We start from the raw sequence: 16,526 nt of genomic DNA, 5'->3' as shown, positions 1-16,526 counted from the left end.
CTCGCCCTCGCCCTCGCCCTCGCCCTCGCCCTCGCCCTCGCCCTCGCCCTCGCCCTCGCCCTCGCCCTCGCCCTCGCCCTCGCCCTCGCCCTCGCCCTCGCCCGCCAGGAACGACCAAATCCGGTCCTCGATCACCGGCAGGTCCAACTCCCGCACCACACCCGCCAGTTCGGCCCGCCGCCCCGCCCCCATCGTCACGGACGTCGGATTGTGCAGCGTCGGCTGCACATACACCGCCGACAACGGCGCCGCCCGATGCGCGGCCACCACCGCCTCCGGCCGTACCCCGTCCCCATCCGTGGCGAGCGGCACCAGGGTCACACCCAACCGCCCGGCGATCTCCTTGACCAGCGGATACGTGAGGGCCTCGACGCCGACCCGCCCCCCGGGCCGTACGAGGTGGGCGAGGGCCGCGGCGATGGCCTGGCGGGCGTTCCCGGTGAAGAGGAACCGGTCCGGGGCCGGGCGCCAGCCCTCCGTGGCGAGCAGCCCGGCCGCGGCCTCGCGCGCGGCGGCCGTACCGGTCGCCGGCGCCGTGCGGAGCGCGTCCGTCAGTACGTCCGGTCGCAGCAGCGGCGCGATCCCGGCGGCCAGCAGCTCCGACTGACCGGGCGCGGAGGGGTAGTTGAGCTCCAGGTTCACGGGCGCCGAACCGGCCGGCTCGGCCAGCGCCCACCCGGCCGACACCGCCGGCGCCGCCCGTACGAACGTCCCGCGCCCGACCTCCCCCACCACCAGCCCGCGCCGCACCAGCTCCGCGTACACCCGCCCGGCGGTCGACCCGGCGATCCCCCGCCGCCGCGCGAACACCCGCTGCGGCGGCAGCCGGTCCCCGGGCTTCAGCCGCCCGACGGCGATGTCGTCCGCGATGCGATCGGCGATACGCCGGTAGTCGGCCACGACGGTTGCCCCACTCTCCCCTAGCCCTCACCACATTGCACCGAGGGCAAAGATCTTATTGCACCGAGGAGTTGGGGAACCCTAGGGTCGAATCCATGACCACCTTGCTCGCATACGAGGACAAAGGGAAAGCAGGCACATCCTTCCCCCTCCCCCTCCCCCTCGTCCTCATCCACGGCCACCCCTTCGACCGCACGATGTGGCACCCCCAGATCACCGAGTTCGCCGCCTCCCGCCGCGTCATCGCCCCAGATCTGCGCGGCTACGGCGAATCCCCCGTCGTCCCGGGCGTCACCCCGCTCGCGACCTTCGCCGAGGACATCGCCACGCTCCTCGACGGCCTCGGGGTCGCCGAGTTCGTCCTCGGGGGCCTCTCCATGGGCGGCCAGATCGCGATGGAGTGCTACCGCCAGTACCCGCACCGCATCCTCGGCCTCCTCCTCGCGGACACCTTCCCCGCCGCCGAGACGGCCGAGGGCAAGCGCACCCGGAACACGACGGCCGACCGGCTGCTGCGCGAGGGCATGACGGGGTACGCCGACGAGGTGCTGTACAAGATGGTCGCGCCGTACGCGGACGCCGAGGTCGCGGCCCATGTGCGCCGCATGATGACGGCCACCGACCCCGAGGGCGCCGCGGCGGCCCTGCGCGGCCGTGCCGAGCGCCCCGACTACCGCGACCTGCTCACCCGCGTCACCGTCCCGGCCCTGGTCGTCGTGGGCGCCGACGACGAGTACACCCCCGTCTCCGACGCCGAGGCCATGCACACCGCCCTCCCCGACTCCACCCTCCACGTCATCGACGGCGCCGCCCACCTGCCGAACCTGGAACGCCCGGACGAGTTCAACAAGGCGCTGGCGGCCTTCCTGTCCCGCCTGGACTGAGCCGAGACAAGGCAGGGACAGACCAGGGGCCCCCTCCCGCGCACCCCTCCCCATTCACCCGTTTGGCCTACACCGAATGCGGCCCTCCCTCTCCCGCGTGACCATGCGGGTGAGCTGTCCATCCGTCGGAGGAGGCCCTCATGTCCCAGCACAGCACGACACCGCGCCCGAATGCCTCGTCGCAGGAGACACGGACGCCACACGGGGAGACCCGCTCGGAGTGGGCCCTCGGAGGCATGGTCTTCGCCGGTGTCCTGATGATGGTCATCGGCGTCATGGGCATCCTCAACGGCATCGCCGGGATCGCCACGGACGACGTCTACACGAACATCGGCAACTACGTCTTCGAGTTCAGCCTCACCACCTGGGGCTGGATCCACCTGGTGATCGGACTCGCCGTCCTGGCCACCGGCTGGGGCGTCATCCAGGGCCACGACTGGGCCCGCGCGGCAGGCATCGCCCTGGCGTCCCTCTTCGCCATCGAGTACTTCATGTTCCTCCCCTACGCCCCCGTCTGGTCCCTCATCTGCATCGGCATCGCGATCTTCGTGATGTGGTCCCTGGCGACGTCCCCTGACCCACACGCCGACCGCCGCCACATGTGACACAGCCGCCCCGGAAGACGCGGGTGGGTACTCGCCGAGAATGCGAGCACCCACCCCGTCACACGCCCGGCGCTGACGTGGGTAGCCGACCTGGGTGACCGATCAAGTCGCGACATCGTCGAGCTGAGCCGCTTTCCGGTGATTCCCCTCTGTTCCCCGCTCGATCCGGTGCGCTTGTGATGCGGTCGGGCAACAGGCCATCGCGGGTGCCCGAAATTGGTGTGCGGCCGGGTCGTGGTCATCGGCACCCTGGAACGATGAGTCGTTGGAAGCTTTACGACAACTGGTACGCCGATCTGGCCGGCCTCTCTGTCGAGCAACTGCGGGAGCGCCGGGCCTTCGCCGCACAGCGGGCTGAGCGTGCCGTGGCGCGTGGCATGGGCCGCAACCGCAAGGCTGGGCGCGAGTGGAGGCAGCGGCTTCGCGCTGTCGATGACGAACTTCTGACGCGGGGTGCCCAGGAGGCGTAGCCATCGTGTGTGAGCCGCCTGGCTGTAGCGGAGTTGCTGTAAAGCGACCGGGCAGAAAGCCTGTCCCGCCGGCTCCTTCATCGACTGCGAGCAGCCGCACCTCCCGGCTCGTCCGTGGCACGCCGGGCCGTCACCAGATAGCCCGCAAAGCCAACGTCCGGCCTGCCCTTCGCCCACCCGTCCGCCTCCTCGACCGGAACCAGCACGGTCGTGCCCGCAACGGGGTGGTTCACTCTGTCCGTAGCGCCCGGCGGTACCTCGTAACGACAGTGCACCTCGGCGATCGACACCACCTCCACCGAGGTGGGTGCGTGCCCCTCCCCGTGGCCGTGATGCTCCTCGCGGAAGTCGATCTCATCCGCGCGTTCGCTGCCAACGACGTCGGCGTAATCCTCCGGATCGACCTCCAGCAGCGTCCAGGAGACAACATCCCCCGGCGCGAAGCTCTGTCCACAGCACTGGACCTGCCAGTCATCGACCCAAATCGTCAACGTCATGCCGCCATTGTCCGCCGAGCGACCGGAGCTCATCAGGGGCTTCGCGCTTGATGTACGACATCCGCTTTGGGAGTTCGATCCGGGCCCGGCGTGGTGGGGCCTCGCCTCGCGCACTGGCGCCGTACATGGCCGCTGGTTGTCGCCGCTGTCCGTGCTCGTTGATGTCAACGTTGGATGTCAGCGGAACAGCCCTGGGACCGGGCAGACCTCCAATGGTCCATCCGGCCGGTCTGCCCAGTTCCACCAGATATGCCGATCGGCACACCGCCACAGCGACCGGCAGGTCCGCCGGCCGTCGTCCTCCCGTTCGGTGAGCAGCAGGCCACCAGACTTCATGGGCTGGCTGCATGCAGGACAGGTAGGGGCATCGTTGATCATGCGGCGCAACCTAACTGAACGGCCCCTTCGTCCCGAAGCAACTTGGTCGGGGGCTCTGCCTTGGTCTGGTGTAGCCCTGAGCTGCACTGATGGTCCGCTGACGTTTGCGGGCGTCCGCCGTTGTTCGTCGGCATTGTCACGCAGTTAGACACTCACCCCGCCGCTCCTCTTGGCTCGGTCACTGCACCAGAGATCTGGCGCGCCAACTCCTCGACGACCTGGGGCACGACTCGTTGAGCGCCCTCGTCTTCCAGCGCTTCGGCAAGTGCCTGATGGACCGCCGTGAACGGCTGCCCCGCATATGAGGTACGGGTCCGTTCAACCGCTCGCTCGATCTTGGCGAGATGGGCGGCCACGATCGGCATTGCCTTGTCGTACTCGCTGGGGTCCGTAGCCATGGGCTCAGCCGATCAGCACAGACCGGTCGGGTCAAGGCCGGGCAGCAAGCCATCAGCTTGGGAAGCTGAGGTATTTTGGCGGCGGTTGGGGCGCTGACCTGGCCAAACCCTTGGTCCGCCGACTCGTTGGGCTGCGCCGCTTTCACCGTGATTCCCCGCTGTTCCCCGCCCTATCTGGTGCGCCTGTGGTGCAAGGGCGTTGATGTCAGTGGCTGCCCGTACGCTGCGGAGCGTTGGGTCGGTCTGCTGTCTCGGCAAGGAGAGCGCGCGGCCAAGGGGGGTGGCTCAGAAGAGATCCCCGAGCCACCTCGGTCCGGGAGCTCGTGAAGCTTCGACACCACCCCCCTCCCCAAGACCGCTGCCGAGAGGTCCCGGACGGCGCGCGGATCATTTCTTGCGGCGCCTGCTCGCACGCTTCTTCAGTTCGGCTTGGCCACGCTTCGTCCAGTCACCCTGATGGAGGTAGCAACGTGCCGTGCCCTTCAGCGTCTTGTTCTGACAGCGGCCACCGGCGGCCGTCGGCCAACCGCATTTCCCCTGTTTCCACTCACCCACGGTTTCTCCCCCTCCCGCTGGTTCGCTTCGCGTCCGGGCATCCAGCGTGTGGCACGTAGTCGGCACAGGGCAGGGCGCACTGTCGGCGGCGTCAGGCGATGCGGGCGTACGCGGGTCAGTACGTCGGGAGCGCTCTGCTGGGTGCACGCTTTCCAACTGTGGTGGTGGGCTCAGCGGCCTCGGACGGGGCCGTTCACCTGCGTTCATGGACGTCCGGTCGAAGGGGTAGCCACCGCCCTTGGTCTTGTCTGAACGGCCGTGAACGGCGCTGAATGAGACGGAAACTGAGACGGGTCACCCGTCTCACTCGTGCTGCTATGCAGCCCGCTATTGGTTCGTTCCTGGGATGGGGGGACAAGGGAGGCGCTGAGCCCAGGCGCCCGTCTCCTCGGCGCAGATCTCTTCAACGCGGGCGGCAAGAATCCCTGGAGCGGCAGCCGGGTCCCTGTACTCATCCAAGGCTTGCTTGTAGCGGACTACCTCGGTTTCGATCTGCACGTTCGCCCGGCTGAACGAGATCCAGTCTCCTTGCGGATCGAAGACATGGCGCATCCCTGTCAGGAGCGAGGTAAGGGAGCCTAGAAGCGCAACAATCCAGTTGTCAGCCTTGATCGCGACGACGAAGGGCACCCCCGCAGCTAGAACCAGGATCGTCAGATCCAGGAGCTTGGCCTTCCAGCGGGCATTGTGCATGTTCTGCCGGTACCACGTCCCGCGCGTGATAACGCTCGGCGGAACGTCGGGCCACTCGACCTTGGGCAGGTCCTCCCACCAGGTTCGTGATCCCAACGAGTTCTACCTTCCGCACGCCCCCACGAACCGAGGCGTTCAACCCGCGGCTTGGCGCGACATCACACCAGAGCGAAGCCCACGTACCTCCGCAACACGCGGTGTGTTCCCTCCCGTGGTGTAACCCCTCTATGACACCGGTGCGCCGACAGCATCAAGCTCTACGCCCGCCCCTGGGCTCGTCGTCGGCTGGTCCGGCGGTTCTGCGGGGGTGCTGCTGAGTGCCGCTGTCAAGGCTCGTTGTGTCAGGGTTGGATGTCAGGGATCAGATGATTCACCTGCTCCCGCAGCCCGATGGCGTCACCAGTCGCGCCAGGCGTCGGTGATCTCCGCTCGGTTGATGCCTCTCCTTGCCGCCAGAGCTGCCACGTCCACACCGTGCTCGCTCAAGGTGAGGTCGATGTACCCGCACAACTGCTCCCGCTCTTCCGTGCAGTAGCCGGCGCCTCCATGGTTGTCGTCCTCGTCGACGGCGTTGAGCGCGAGAACAACCCGCTCGACCGTCCCGAAGACCTCTTCGTCGGAGGGCTCCACGAGTGCACGCACCTCTGCCTCGAACGCCGCCAGCGCCGCGTCCGTCGCCCTCAGCAAGGACTCGGGGTACATCTCAGCCGCACCGGCGCACTCCGGTTCCAACCTCCCGGCTGCCACCTCGCCAGCTACTTCCGCCATCCAGGCACGCCAGTCCTCCGGAGGTCTCTTCGCCATGGCGACAAGGTACGCCGGAGCACTGACAGTCCCGGACACGGCTCCGGAGGCCCCTTGGCACCTGGGCAACGCAGCAGGTCACGGCCCTGGACGTGGCAGATCGGATGGGACGAGTCCACGAATAGGCCACGGCCGACCTGGGGCGTTTCCCTTTCGGAATCGCACAGGACTACACGGGGAGATTCACTCGATGGCTCTGAAGCGACATGGCTTGGTGCGTCGCCGCCGGGCGGTGGGCCTCACACAGGAGGGGCTCGCCGAGGCGCTGCATGTGGAAAGGTCCACAGTGGCGCGCTGGGAGTCGGGAAAAGTGGAACCCCAACCGTGGGTTCGGCCCAGAATGGCGGAACTTCTACAGGTCAGCGCCGAGGAGTTGAGTGAACTCCTCGCGTTCTCCTCCCATGGCGAACAGTTCAGCACAGGGGGACACGCGGAGTACGCCATGCGCTACCCGTCACGCGTGGATCTCGCGGCAACTGCCGAACTCCGTGATCGCATGGACGTCTTGCGCGAGCGCTACGACCGCGTACCCTCCGCGTCCCTGCTGGCGCGCGCCGCTGAACATGCGAGCAAAGTCGCCTTCCTGGCGAGGGAAGCCCCGGCCGGGCGGATTCAGCGTGAAATGCGCATCCTCCAAGCGGACGCGGCCACGTTCATGGGGCAGCTCGCGTGGGACGCGTCCCAGCGGCGGGACCATGAGACTGCCCGCTCGTACTATGCAGAGAGTGTTGAAGTGGCTCGCCGTCTGGGCGACGCAAGCGCAGAAGGGCACGCTCTCTTACGAACCTGCCACGTGGCTCTCTACGGAGCCGGCAACTACCGGGAGGGCCTGGACCTCGCCCTCCGGGCCGCCCGTACAGCCCGATACACCAGCCATGTTCTCGCGGGCCTCGCCATGCTGCACGCTGCGGAGGCCCATGCCTACCTTGGTGAAGCGGACGACTGCGAGCGTGCCTTGCAGGGTGCTGAGAAGGACCTGAGCCGAGCACATGGGGCGGACGCCTCCCACGACCTGCTCTCGCCCACACATTTCGGCCGCATGGCCGGCTCGTGCTACCTCTCGCTCGGCGACTACCGAAGGGCCGAGCAACTCCTGGCCCAGACCGCCTCCGAGCTGCACGACAGACGGAAGTCCCGGGCGATTGTTCTCGGCAACCTCACGCTTGCTCGGCTTCGGGACGGCAATCTAGACGCCGCACTCGCTGCATTCGGCGACGCTGTGGGCGAACTGCACAGCACGCGCGGAGGTGGTGGGATGAACATCGTCTTCCGCGCCGCCCGGGAGATGCGTCCCTGGCGCAGGGAACCCGCGGTGCAGGACGCGCAGGACCGGCTGCTGGCGTTGATGGAAGCGACGTGACCACGCATGAAGGAGCCCGACGTGCGCACGACCTTGGACGAGCACAAGCAACGAGTACGCGAGCGAGTCTGGGATCTGCTCGACGCGGAGGGCGTGGTTCTGGACGCCACGGCGCATGGTCGCATACCCGACTTCAAGGGCTCCGCGGCCGCCGCCGAGCGGCTTGCCGGGATGCGGGCGTGGTGGAATGCGGGCGTGGTCAAGGCCGTGCCGGACAAGGCGCAGTTGCCGGTTCGGGCGCGGGCCCTCGCTGAGGGCAAGACGGTGTTCATGGCGGTGCCGAAGCTCGCCGACCCGCGTCCCTTCTACCTCCTCGATCCGGCCGTGCTTCCCGTCCCTCCACAGGAGGCGGCCCGCAGCAAGGTCGCGGCGGCCGTGGCGCCGCGCGTCGATGTCAGCGAGCTTCGGCCCGTCGATCTGGTGGTCGTCGGCAGTGTCGCCGTGAACCGGGCGGGGGTGCGCGTCAGGAAGGGCGCCGGGTACTCGGATCTTGAGTTCGCGTTCCTCATGGAGGCCGGTCTGATCAGTGGCCGGACGGTGGTCGTGTCCACCGTCCACTCCCTCCAGGTGGTGGACGAGGACCTCCCGGCAACCGATCACGACTTCGGAGTGGACCTGATCGTCACCCCTGACGAGGTCATCTCCTGCCCGGCGCCCCACCGCCCGGCCGGGCTCGTCTGGGAGGACCTGACCCCGGAGAAGATCGCGTCCATTCCGGTGCTCGCCGCGCGGGCGGCAGCCGCGTCGCAACCTTCGCCGCACCGACCCCGTCCATAAGGGAGGACACTGACACCCCCAGCGACGAACGCGACGAGCGAAAGGCCCCGGCCGTGGAGAGCGCCACCATCGAGCGGTCGGAGCCGATGCCGGAACCGGCGTCGGATGACGGGCGGACCGCGCCGCGGAAGCGGCATCGTGGGAAGGCGTTCCTCGCCACCCTGCTCCTCCTCGGCGTCACCCTCGTCGTCGCCTCCCGCGCGGTCGGTATCGACGCCTTCACGCCGGTCCCCCAGCTGCTCGCGTTCCTGCCGTGGCTGCTCGTGCCCACCGGATTCGCCCTTCTCCTCTCCCTCCTCGCCCGCCGGTGGATCGGGCTGACCTGGGGCGTGGTGGTGCTCGGCGGGCTCGCCTGGTACATCGAGCCGTACGGCAAGGTGAGCGAGCCGGGCGGGCCGGTGGTCGCCGAGGTGCGGGTGATGACGTCGAACGTGCAGTTCGGGCGGGGTACCGAGGCCCTCGTCAGGGCTGTGCTGCGCGACCGCCCCGACATCGTCTTCGTCGAGGAGTGCGAACTCACCTGCTCGGCCACCCTCCGCGACACCCTCGGCGACCTGAGCACTGAGGGCGGGAAGACCCCGGCCTACCCCCACCGCCAGGCCGTCGAGGGCTACGGCTCCACCGGCTCCGTCATCCTCAGCCGCTACCCCCTGAAGCCCGCCGACCCGATCCCCGGCACGATGGGCATGCCCGGCGCGGTCGCCGACGTCGAGGGCCGCCCCGTACGGCTGCAACTGGCGCACCCCATGCCGCCGCTGCCCGGGCAGCTGGACACCTGGCGGCGGGAGCTGGGCGCGCTGCGGACGTACGCGGCGAAGGACGCCCGGACGCCGACCATCCTGGCCGGGGACTTCAACGCCTCCCAGGACCACGCGGCCTTCCGCGCCATCCTCGACACCGGCCTGAGCGACGCCGCCCGCCTCGCCGGACAGGACCGCAGGCCGACCTGGCCCTCCCGTACGGTCCCGAGGATCGGCACCCAGATCGACCACGTCCTCGTCTCCGACCAGGACTTCTCCGCACGCGAGGTCCGCTTCCTGGAACTGTCCGGCACCGATCACAACGCCGTCGTCGTCGACCTCGCCCTCCACCGGCGCGAGTGAAGCAAAGGGTCACAAAGGCTCCCCATGGGCCCCGGCCACCCGCCGCCATAATGGGCGCATGTCCCGCCCGTTCCCCATCGGCCTCGCCCCGCCCGACTGGCTGGTGCGGAACCTCCAGCCACAGCCGGCACCGGTCAACCGGCCCGCCGTCGCCCGCGCGGCGGTCGCACTGACACTGCCGCTGGCGCTCGGCCTCGCCGCCGGACGGCCCGAGTACGGCGCGCTCGCCTCCATGGGCGCCCTCTCGGGGGTCATCAGCGACACGGCGGACGCGTACCGGATGCGGCTGCTCAAGATCGCGGTCCCGCAGCTGTTCGCCGCCGTGGGCATCACGCTCGGCACACTGGTCTACGGCCAGGGCTGGGCCACCGTCGCCGCGCTCACCGGGGTCGCGCTCGTCTCCGGGATGATCTCGTCGATCGGTGCCGTGGCCTCCGTGTCGGGGCTGCTCCTGCTGCTCAACTCGGTGATCGGCGCGGGCCTGCCGATGCCGGGGGAGTGGTGGCTGGCCCCGCTGCTGATGTCCGGCGGCGGCCTCCTCGTCCTCGTCCAGGCCCTGCTCGCCTGGCCCCTCAGAGCGGGCGTACCGGAACGCGCGGCCGTCGCGGACACCTACCGCAGGCTCGCGGACCTGCTCGAAACCATGACGTCGACGCCGGCCGACACCCTGGATGCGGAGACGGCCCACACCCCGCGTACGGAGACCGCCGACGCCCCGCAGACGGAGAAGGCCGACGCCCCACGCACCGACACCTACGAAGCCGCCCGGCACCTCGTCACCCAGTCCCTCGACCAGTCCTACGACCTCGTCCTGGCCCGCCGCGCCCGGCACCACGGCCGCAGTCCCGAACTGGTGCGGCTGCTGGCCCAGTTGAACGCGATCACCCCACTGGTGGAGGCCGCCCCGGCGGTACGGCAGTCCGGCCGGCCGCTGCCCGCCGAGATCCCCGTCGCCGTACGCCATCTCGCGGAGGCCGTCGAGACCGGGTACTCGGGGCCGCTGGGGCTGCGGCTGCCCGAGCCCGCGAGCGAGATCGGCAAGGCGGTCGACCAGGCGCTGCGGCACGCCGCCGACGTGGCCGCCGAGAAGTCGCCGGACGCGCTGAAGAAGGCCGGCGACCGGGCCGGGCGGCCCGCCCCGCTGGGCGTGCGCGCCGCCCGCGTCGCGCGGAACGTCGCCCTGTCCGGCGCCTCCTGGCGCTACGGCCTGCGCCTCGCGCTCTGCATCGGCATCGCACAGGCCCTGGTGTCGCTCGTGGCCGTGCCGCGCTCGTACTGGGTGGCGCTGACCATCACGTTCGTCCTGAAACCGGACTTCGGGTCGGTGTTCTCCCGGGCGCTGCTGCGGGCGCTCGGCACGGTCGTGGGGCTCGTGGTCGCCGCCGCGATCCTCTCGGAGGTGCCGCGCGGCTGGTGGGACGTACCGGTGATGCTGCTCCTCGCACCGCTCATCCCGGTGCTCACACCCCGGGGCTACGGCTATCAGACGGCCGCCATCACCCCGGTGATCCTGCTTCTCTCCGACAACCTCAACCACCAGGGCACCGGCCTGCTGGTGCCGCGTCTCGTCGACTCCCTCATGGGCTGTGCGATCGCCCTGGTCGCGGGCTATCTGCTCTGGCCGGAGAGCTGGCACGCCCGGGTCGGCGACCGGCTCGCGGACGCCGTCGCCGACACGGCCGCGTACGTGGAACGCGCCTTCGGACAGCCCCCGGCCTCGACCCCGGCCCCGGCCGACATCTCCGAGCGGACCCGGATGCGCCGCCGCCTCTACCGGGACCTGTCCGCCATCCGTACGGAGTTCCAGCGGGCCCTGACCGAACCGCCGCCCGTCGGCCGGCGGGCCGCCGCCTGGTGGCCGCTGGTCGTGGCGGTCGAGCGGATCGTCGACGCGACGACGGCCGCACGGGTCCGGATCAAACAGGGCGCGCCGCCGCCGTCCACCGCCGAGGTCGATCAAGTCACCCTGCAACTGCGGGAGTTGGCGGAGGGACTACGGAGGACGAACACCCTCTACGAGGTCCGCACCGACCTGAGCGGGCCGCCGGGGAGCGTGCTGGAACCGCTGCGCCAGGAGGTGGCGGCGGCCCGGACGATCGCGTCGCCCCGCTGAGCGGGCCAGGCTCTCCGCCACCGTGGTCCAGGGCCTCCCCCACCGTGGTCGGTCCGTCCGGGTCAACCCGGCGCAGGGCGCTGAATCGTTACGTCATCCCCGCACGGGTGACCGGGGGCGAGTTCGCAGGCGGAAAGGCGCAATGATCAATCCTGTTCAACCGCCCTACCTATAAGGGGATTTCTCATGCGTCGCACCGCGACCGTCCTGCTCGGCACCCTCGCCCTCGCCGGCACCATGGCCCCCGCCGCCCACGCGATCCCGGACCCGGTCGCGACCGTCACCTGTGTCGCCGAGACCCCGGCCGGCGTGACGGAACTCGTCGACCCGGCCGCGCTCCTCGACCCGGCCGCTCTCGTGGACCCGGCGGGCCTCCCGGGCGTCAGCTGCCTGGCTCCCTGACCCTCCGGCAGCCGCCGCGAGACATGCGGGCCGCCCTCCCCGACAGGAGGACGGCCCGCATTCGCATGTGCGTACGGAAACGTACGGAATCAGAGCCCGTTACCGGGAAGGGGCTCAGACGCCGATGTCGCAGCCGTCCGCGCGCCACACCGCGACGACCGCCGGGCGGACGTACTTGCCCGGTCCGTCGGGCCAGGCGCTCTTCGGGTTCTCGACGGTGGCGCCGTCGAGCTCGCCCGGGTGCTGGACGGCGACCAGGACCCGGCGGTCCTGGATGATCGGGCCGCAGGTCTCGGCGCCGCTCGGAACCGTCAGGAACTGCTTCAGCTCACCGCGCCGCTCACCACGGGTCGCGACACCGAACAGACCGTCGTGCGAGCCGAGCTGCGCGCCGTCGGTGGAGATCCACAGGTTGCCGTACGGGTCGAAGGCGACGTTGTCCGGGCAGGAGATCGGGCTGACGTCGTCCTTCGGGAAGCCGGCGAAGTAGGTCGCCGGGTCCTCCGGGTCGCCCGCGACCAGGAACAGCAGCCAGCCGAACTTGGTGCTCTCGGGCCGGTTGCGGTGCTCGGTGAGTTCGAGGACCTGGCCGTGCTTGTTGGCGTTGCGCGGGTTGGCCTCGTCCGCCTTGGCGTTGGAGCCGACACCGCGGTTGCTGTTGTTGGTGAGGGCGACGTAGACCTTGCCGGTGACCGGGTTGGGCTCGATGTCCTCGGGCCGGTCCATCTTGGTCGCGCCGACCTTGTCACCGGCGAGCCGCGTGAAGACGAAGACCTCGTCGGCCGTCATGCCGTCGACGTGCGAGACGGCGCCCTTGGCGGTCGCGGTGGCCAGCGGGATCCACTCGCCGGCACCGTCGAACTCACCGTCGCTCGGCAGCTTGCCCGTGCCGTCGATCTCGATCGCCGGGGAGTCGCCGGTGAGCTTGGCGACGTAGAGCGTGCCCTCGTCGAGCAGCGAGAGGTTGTGCTCGCGGACGGCGCGGCCCGACCCCTTCTTCATCCGCTTGCTGCTGACGAACTTGTAGAAGTAGTCGAAGCGCTCGTCGTCACCGGAGTAGACGACCGGACGCCCGTCCGAGGTGAGCCGGATGGTCGCGGCCTCGTGCTTGAACCGGCCGAGCGCGGTGTGCTTGCGGGGCGTGGAGGTCGGGTCGTACGGGTCGAGCTCGACGACGTACCCGAAGCGGTGCACCTCGTTCGGCTCCTGGGCGACGTCGAACCGCTTGTCGAAACGCTCCCACTTGCGGTCGGTGGCGCCGGTGCCGATGCCGTACCGCTTGTCGGTGGCACGGCTGCTGTTGGCGAAGTACTGGTTGAAGTTCTCCTCGCCGTGCAGCGTGGTGCCCCAGGGGGTGGTGCCGCCGGAGCAGTTGTTGAGCGTGCCGAAGACCTTGCGGCCGGTCGGGTCGGCGGAGGTCTTGAGGAGGTCGGAGCCGGCGGCGGGGCCGGTCAGCCGGAACTCGGTGGTGGCGGTGACGCGCCGGTTGAGGTGGTGGCGGGGCACGGCGGTGAGCTTGCCGGTGCGCTTGTCCTCCTCCACGACCACGGCGGCCAGGCCGTGCGCGGCCCAGGCGACCTCGACCTGGTTGCGGGTCGGGTTGGCGGCGTCGTAGCCGCGGAACATCAGGATCTCGTCGGTGTACTCGTGGTTCGCGACGAGCAGCTGGCGGCCGCGCTCACCGGGGAGCGGGAGCAGGGCGAGGAAGTCGCAGTTGTACCCGAACTGGCCGGCCTGGGCCTTGGCCGTCTGGTTCTCCGGGTCGAAGGCGGGGGCGCCGCGCAGGATCGGCTCACCCCAGCGGATGACGACGTTCTGCTTGTACCCCTCGGGGACGGTCACCTGGTCGGCGGTGTTGGGCTCGACGGAGGTGAACCGCAGACCGCGGGCACCCTTGGGCCGGCTCTTCGTCATGGCCGCGGTGGCGGCGTCCGCGGCGGCCTTCGCGGCGGCCTCCGCCGGGGTGGCCGCGGCGGCGGGCACGGCGGTGCCGAGCGACAGGGCCGTACCGGCGGCGCCCGCCACGGAGACGACGGCGGCGGCTCTCATCACCGAGCGGCGGCTCAGCGCGCTCGCGATGACATCGCCCACGTATTCGTTGGTGCTGGTGTTCGGTACCTCGTGGAAGCAGGCGTCACCACAGCGGAACCGACAGGTCATGGCGGAACGGCCGCCGGAATGCGAGCCGATCATGGGCAGCAGCTTGCGCACAGCGCGCTCCTCGATGCTCTCTTTGTGCATTTTTGGTGTGAGCGCGACGCTAGGGGGGCGTGTGTTCGAGAGCGGGGACGGAAGGTGAACAGGGGGTGAACCTGCGGCAGTTGAGGCGGTATTGACAGCGCGGGGTGTCGGAGATAGAGAAAGGCCCCCCGCCCCACCCCAAGATCGCCACGACCGGCCGCTAACCTTACGTGTCCGTCCTGGCCAGGGATTGACGGGCTACAACTCACCCGAAGGGTTGCGCACATGGGCATTCTCTCTCTCCTGCGGAATGCGTTCAGCCGCTCACGCAAGGGGCGCGACACGGTTCCTTCGCAGGAGGCGGAGCGGGTTTCCTCGACGGAGGACGCCTCCGCTTCCCAGGGGGAGGCCGACCGGGCCTCCACGCGGGAGACCGCCGAGCGGGCCTCTACGCGGGAGACCGCCGAGCAGGCCTCTTCGCAGGTGGCCGCCGAGCCGAGGGTTCCCTCCCCGGCGACCGAGCCCGAGCCGACGACCACGGCCGCGCCCCCCACCTCCGTCGCCGACGAACTCGTCTCGGCGGCCTTCGACAACGTGACGGTGCCGAAGCCCCGGGATGGGGAGGCTGTACGTTCGGCGGCGGCCGAGGAGAAGGCGGAGGCTGAGCCGGCGGCTGAGGCCCAGCCTGAGGTGGAGCCGAAGGCGGACGTCGAGACTGTGACGCCGGTCGCGGATGCGGAGCCCGTGGTCGAGGCGGAGAAGTCGGTCGCCGAGCCGGAGCCGGAGGCCAAGGCGGAGGCGCCGGTCGCCGAGCCGGAGGCAAAGGCTGCCGCAGAGGTGAAGGCTGAGGCTGCCGCCGAGGCCGTGGCGGAGACCCCGGTCGCTGAGCCCGAGCCCGAGGCCACCTCCGAGCCCGAACCCGAGGCCGAGGCTGCCGCCGAGGTGGAGACCGCCGCACCGGCCGCCGAGGCCGAGGCGAAGCCCGTGGTCGAGCCTGCCCCGGTCGCCGAGTCCGCGCCCGTCGTCGACTCCGAGCCCGAGGCATCCGCCGAAGCCGAGCCCGAGGCGCCCGCTGAGGCGGAGGCTGCCGCGCCGGCCGCCGAGGCCGAGCCGAAGCCGACCGCTGAGACCGTGACGCCGGTCGCGGAGCCGGTGGCCGAGGCCGAGCCTGAGGTCGCTGCCGAGCCTGAGGCCGTTGCGGAGGACGAGCCGGAGACGGTCGTCGAGGCCGAGCCCGCCGTCGGCGTGGAGACGCCGGAGCCCGTGGCCGAGGCGGAGCCCACCCCCGCCCCCGAGGTCAAGGACGAGGCGCCGGCCGAGCCGAAGGCCGCGGAGGAGCCGGAAGCCGAGGCCACCCCGGAATCCGCACCCGAGCCGGTGGCCACCACCGAGCCCGAAGCCACCCCCGCCCCGGTCGTCGTTCCCGAGCCCGTGGCCGCAGCGGAACCCGTTGCCGCAGCTGACGAACCCACCCCCGCCCCTGATCCCACCCCCGAACCCGCGGTCGCCGACGCTGAAGACGCCCCACAGGTGTCACCCGCAGCCGACGACGAAAGCAGCACGGGTGGTGCGGGTGGGAAAACGGACGTGACCGAAGGCGGAGCCGAGGTCGTGCCGGCCGGCCTCCGCACCGCCTACGACGCCGCCCGAACCGTACTCACCAAGCGCGACCTCACCGACGCCCACGCCAAGGTGTACCTCGTCCTCGACAGGTCCGCCTCGATGCGCGCCTACTACAAGGACGGCTCCGCCCAGGCCCTCGGCGAGCAGACCCTCGCCCTCGCCGCCCACCTCGACCCCGAAGAGACCCCCACCGTCCCCGTCGTCTTCTTCTCCACGGAACTGGATGGCACCGGCGAGCTGACCCTCGACGAGTTCGAGAACAAGGTCGACGACCTGCACGCCGGCCTCGGCCGCATGGGCCGTACCAGCTACCACGTGGCAGTGGAAGAGGTGCTCACCCAGCACCAGAAGACCGCCCCCGGCACCCCCGCCCTCGTCGTCTTCCAGACCGACGGCGCCCCGGACGCCAAGACCCCGGCGAACCAGGCCCTCGCGGACGCGGCGAAGAACCACCCGGCCGTCCACTTCGCGTTCGTCGCGTTCGGCGACCCGGAGAACAAGGCCTTCGACTACCTCCGCAAGCTGAAGACGGCCAACACGTCCCACTTCCTGGCCGGCGAGACCCCCCGCGAGCTCACGGACGCCGAGGTCTACGAGGGCATCCTCGCCACCTGGCGCCCGTAACCCGCCGTACCACCACGTACCACCCCCGTGCCGCCCGCATCCCACCCGTGAAAAGGGGAAGCGGGCGGCACACCCATGTCGGCTACGATTTCAAGGTTCCGTAGACGACGTTCCGTAGCCGACCCGGCCGGCCTGGCCGCCTGGCCGGCACACACGATC

The 16,526-nt window shown here is 70.3% G+C and carries 15 protein-coding genes; 9 read left to right on the top strand and 6 right to left on the bottom strand.

Annotated features, from left to right (window positions below):
* Nucleotides 1-900 (bottom strand): GntR family transcriptional regulator (locus tag ABT147_RS15270; protein ID WP_351405906.1); only part of this gene is annotated, 900 nt, incomplete at its 3' end.
* Nucleotides 901-995: 95 nt separating this feature from the next.
* Here ABT147_RS15270 and ABT147_RS15265 point away from each other — a divergent pair.
* The 3 genes from ABT147_RS15265 to ABT147_RS15255 all read left to right on the top strand — a co-directional run bounded on the left by ABT147_RS15265 (nt 996) and on the right by ABT147_RS15255 (nt 2,859).
* A complete protein-coding gene (locus ABT147_RS15265; protein WP_351405904.1) occupies nt 996-1,784 on the top strand; it encodes an alpha/beta fold hydrolase in 789 nt (262 codons plus the stop codon).
* Nucleotides 1,785-1,924: 140 nt separating this feature from the next.
* Nucleotides 1,925-2,389: a DUF7144 family membrane protein gene (locus ABT147_RS15260; RefSeq protein WP_351405902.1), complete on the top strand. Its 465-nt coding sequence runs from the start codon at nt 1,925-1,927 to the stop codon at nt 2,387-2,389.
* Between the two features lie 257 nt (nt 2,390-2,646).
* A complete protein-coding gene (locus tag ABT147_RS15255; RefSeq protein WP_351405900.1) occupies nt 2,647-2,859 on the top strand; it encodes a hypothetical protein in 213 nt (70 codons plus the stop codon).
* A 77-nt stretch (nt 2,860-2,936) separates the two neighbouring features.
* On the opposite strand, the gene ABT147_RS15250 is transcribed toward ABT147_RS15255, so the two are convergent.
* From ABT147_RS15250 to ABT147_RS15235, 4 genes are all read right to left on the bottom strand, one after another.
* Nucleotides 2,937-3,356, bottom strand: a complete 420-nt coding sequence (locus tag ABT147_RS15250) for a DUF6578 domain-containing protein (protein WP_351405898.1) — start codon at nt 3,354-3,356, stop codon at nt 2,937-2,939.
* A 530-nt stretch (nt 3,357-3,886) separates the two neighbouring features.
* On the bottom strand, nt 3,887-4,132 hold the full coding sequence (locus ABT147_RS15245) for a hypothetical protein (protein ID WP_351405896.1): 246 nt from the start codon (nt 4,130-4,132) through the stop codon (nt 3,887-3,889).
* An 882-nt stretch (nt 4,133-5,014) separates the two neighbouring features.
* A complete protein-coding gene (locus ABT147_RS15240) occupies nt 5,015-5,476 on the bottom strand; it encodes a DUF4231 domain-containing protein (protein WP_351405894.1) in 462 nt (153 codons plus the stop codon).
* A gap of 300 nt (nt 5,477-5,776) precedes the next feature.
* Nucleotides 5,777-6,184 carry a hypothetical protein gene (locus ABT147_RS15235; protein ID WP_351405892.1) on the bottom strand — a complete coding sequence of 136 codons (408 nt, stop codon included), beginning with the start codon at nt 6,182-6,184 and terminating at the stop codon, nt 5,777-5,779.
* 190 nt (nt 6,185-6,374) lie between these two features.
* Here ABT147_RS15235 and ABT147_RS15230 point away from each other — a divergent pair, with 190 nt between their 5' ends.
* From ABT147_RS15230 to ABT147_RS15210, 5 genes are all read left to right on the top strand, one after another.
* Complete coding sequence (locus ABT147_RS15230) at nt 6,375-7,544, top strand: helix-turn-helix transcriptional regulator (protein WP_351405890.1); 1,170 nt, start codon at nt 6,375-6,377, stop codon at nt 7,542-7,544.
* 21 nt (nt 7,545-7,565) lie between these two features.
* A complete protein-coding gene (locus tag ABT147_RS15225) occupies nt 7,566-8,321 on the top strand; it encodes a 5-formyltetrahydrofolate cyclo-ligase (RefSeq protein WP_351405888.1) in 756 nt (251 codons plus the stop codon).
* Nucleotides 8,322-8,374: 53 nt separating this feature from the next.
* Nucleotides 8,375-9,424, top strand: coding sequence for an endonuclease/exonuclease/phosphatase family protein (locus ABT147_RS15220; protein WP_502983088.1), 1,050 nt, complete (start codon nt 8,375-8,377; stop codon nt 9,422-9,424).
* A gap of 58 nt (nt 9,425-9,482) precedes the next feature.
* Nucleotides 9,483-11,537: an FUSC family protein gene (locus ABT147_RS15215; protein ID WP_351405886.1), complete on the top strand. Its 2,055-nt coding sequence runs from the start codon at nt 9,483-9,485 to the stop codon at nt 11,535-11,537.
* A 186-nt stretch (nt 11,538-11,723) separates the two neighbouring features.
* A complete protein-coding gene (locus ABT147_RS15210) occupies nt 11,724-11,939 on the top strand; it encodes a hypothetical protein (protein WP_351405884.1) in 216 nt (71 codons plus the stop codon).
* Nucleotides 11,940-12,053: 114 nt separating this feature from the next.
* Here the strand turns inward: ABT147_RS15210 and ABT147_RS15205 are convergent, their stop codons facing one another.
* Nucleotides 12,054-14,150, bottom strand: a complete 2,097-nt coding sequence (locus ABT147_RS15205; protein ID WP_351405882.1) for a PhoX family protein — start codon at nt 14,148-14,150, stop codon at nt 12,054-12,056.
* Nucleotides 14,151-14,405: 255 nt separating this feature from the next.
* Here ABT147_RS15205 and ABT147_RS15200 point away from each other — a divergent pair, with 255 nt between their 5' ends.
* Complete coding sequence (locus ABT147_RS15200) at nt 14,406-16,367, top strand: VWA domain-containing protein (protein WP_351405880.1); 1,962 nt, start codon at nt 14,406-14,408, stop codon at nt 16,365-16,367.
* The last annotated feature ends 159 nt before the right edge of the window (nt 16,368-16,526 follow it).

The organism is Streptomyces sp. NPDC001868 (genome assembly GCF_040297125.1).
Lineage (GTDB): Bacteria > Actinomycetota > Actinomycetes > Streptomycetales > Streptomycetaceae > Streptomyces.
The sequence above is the reverse complement of the archived record's forward strand: the minus strand, read 5'-3'. Positions and strand labels throughout refer to the sequence as shown.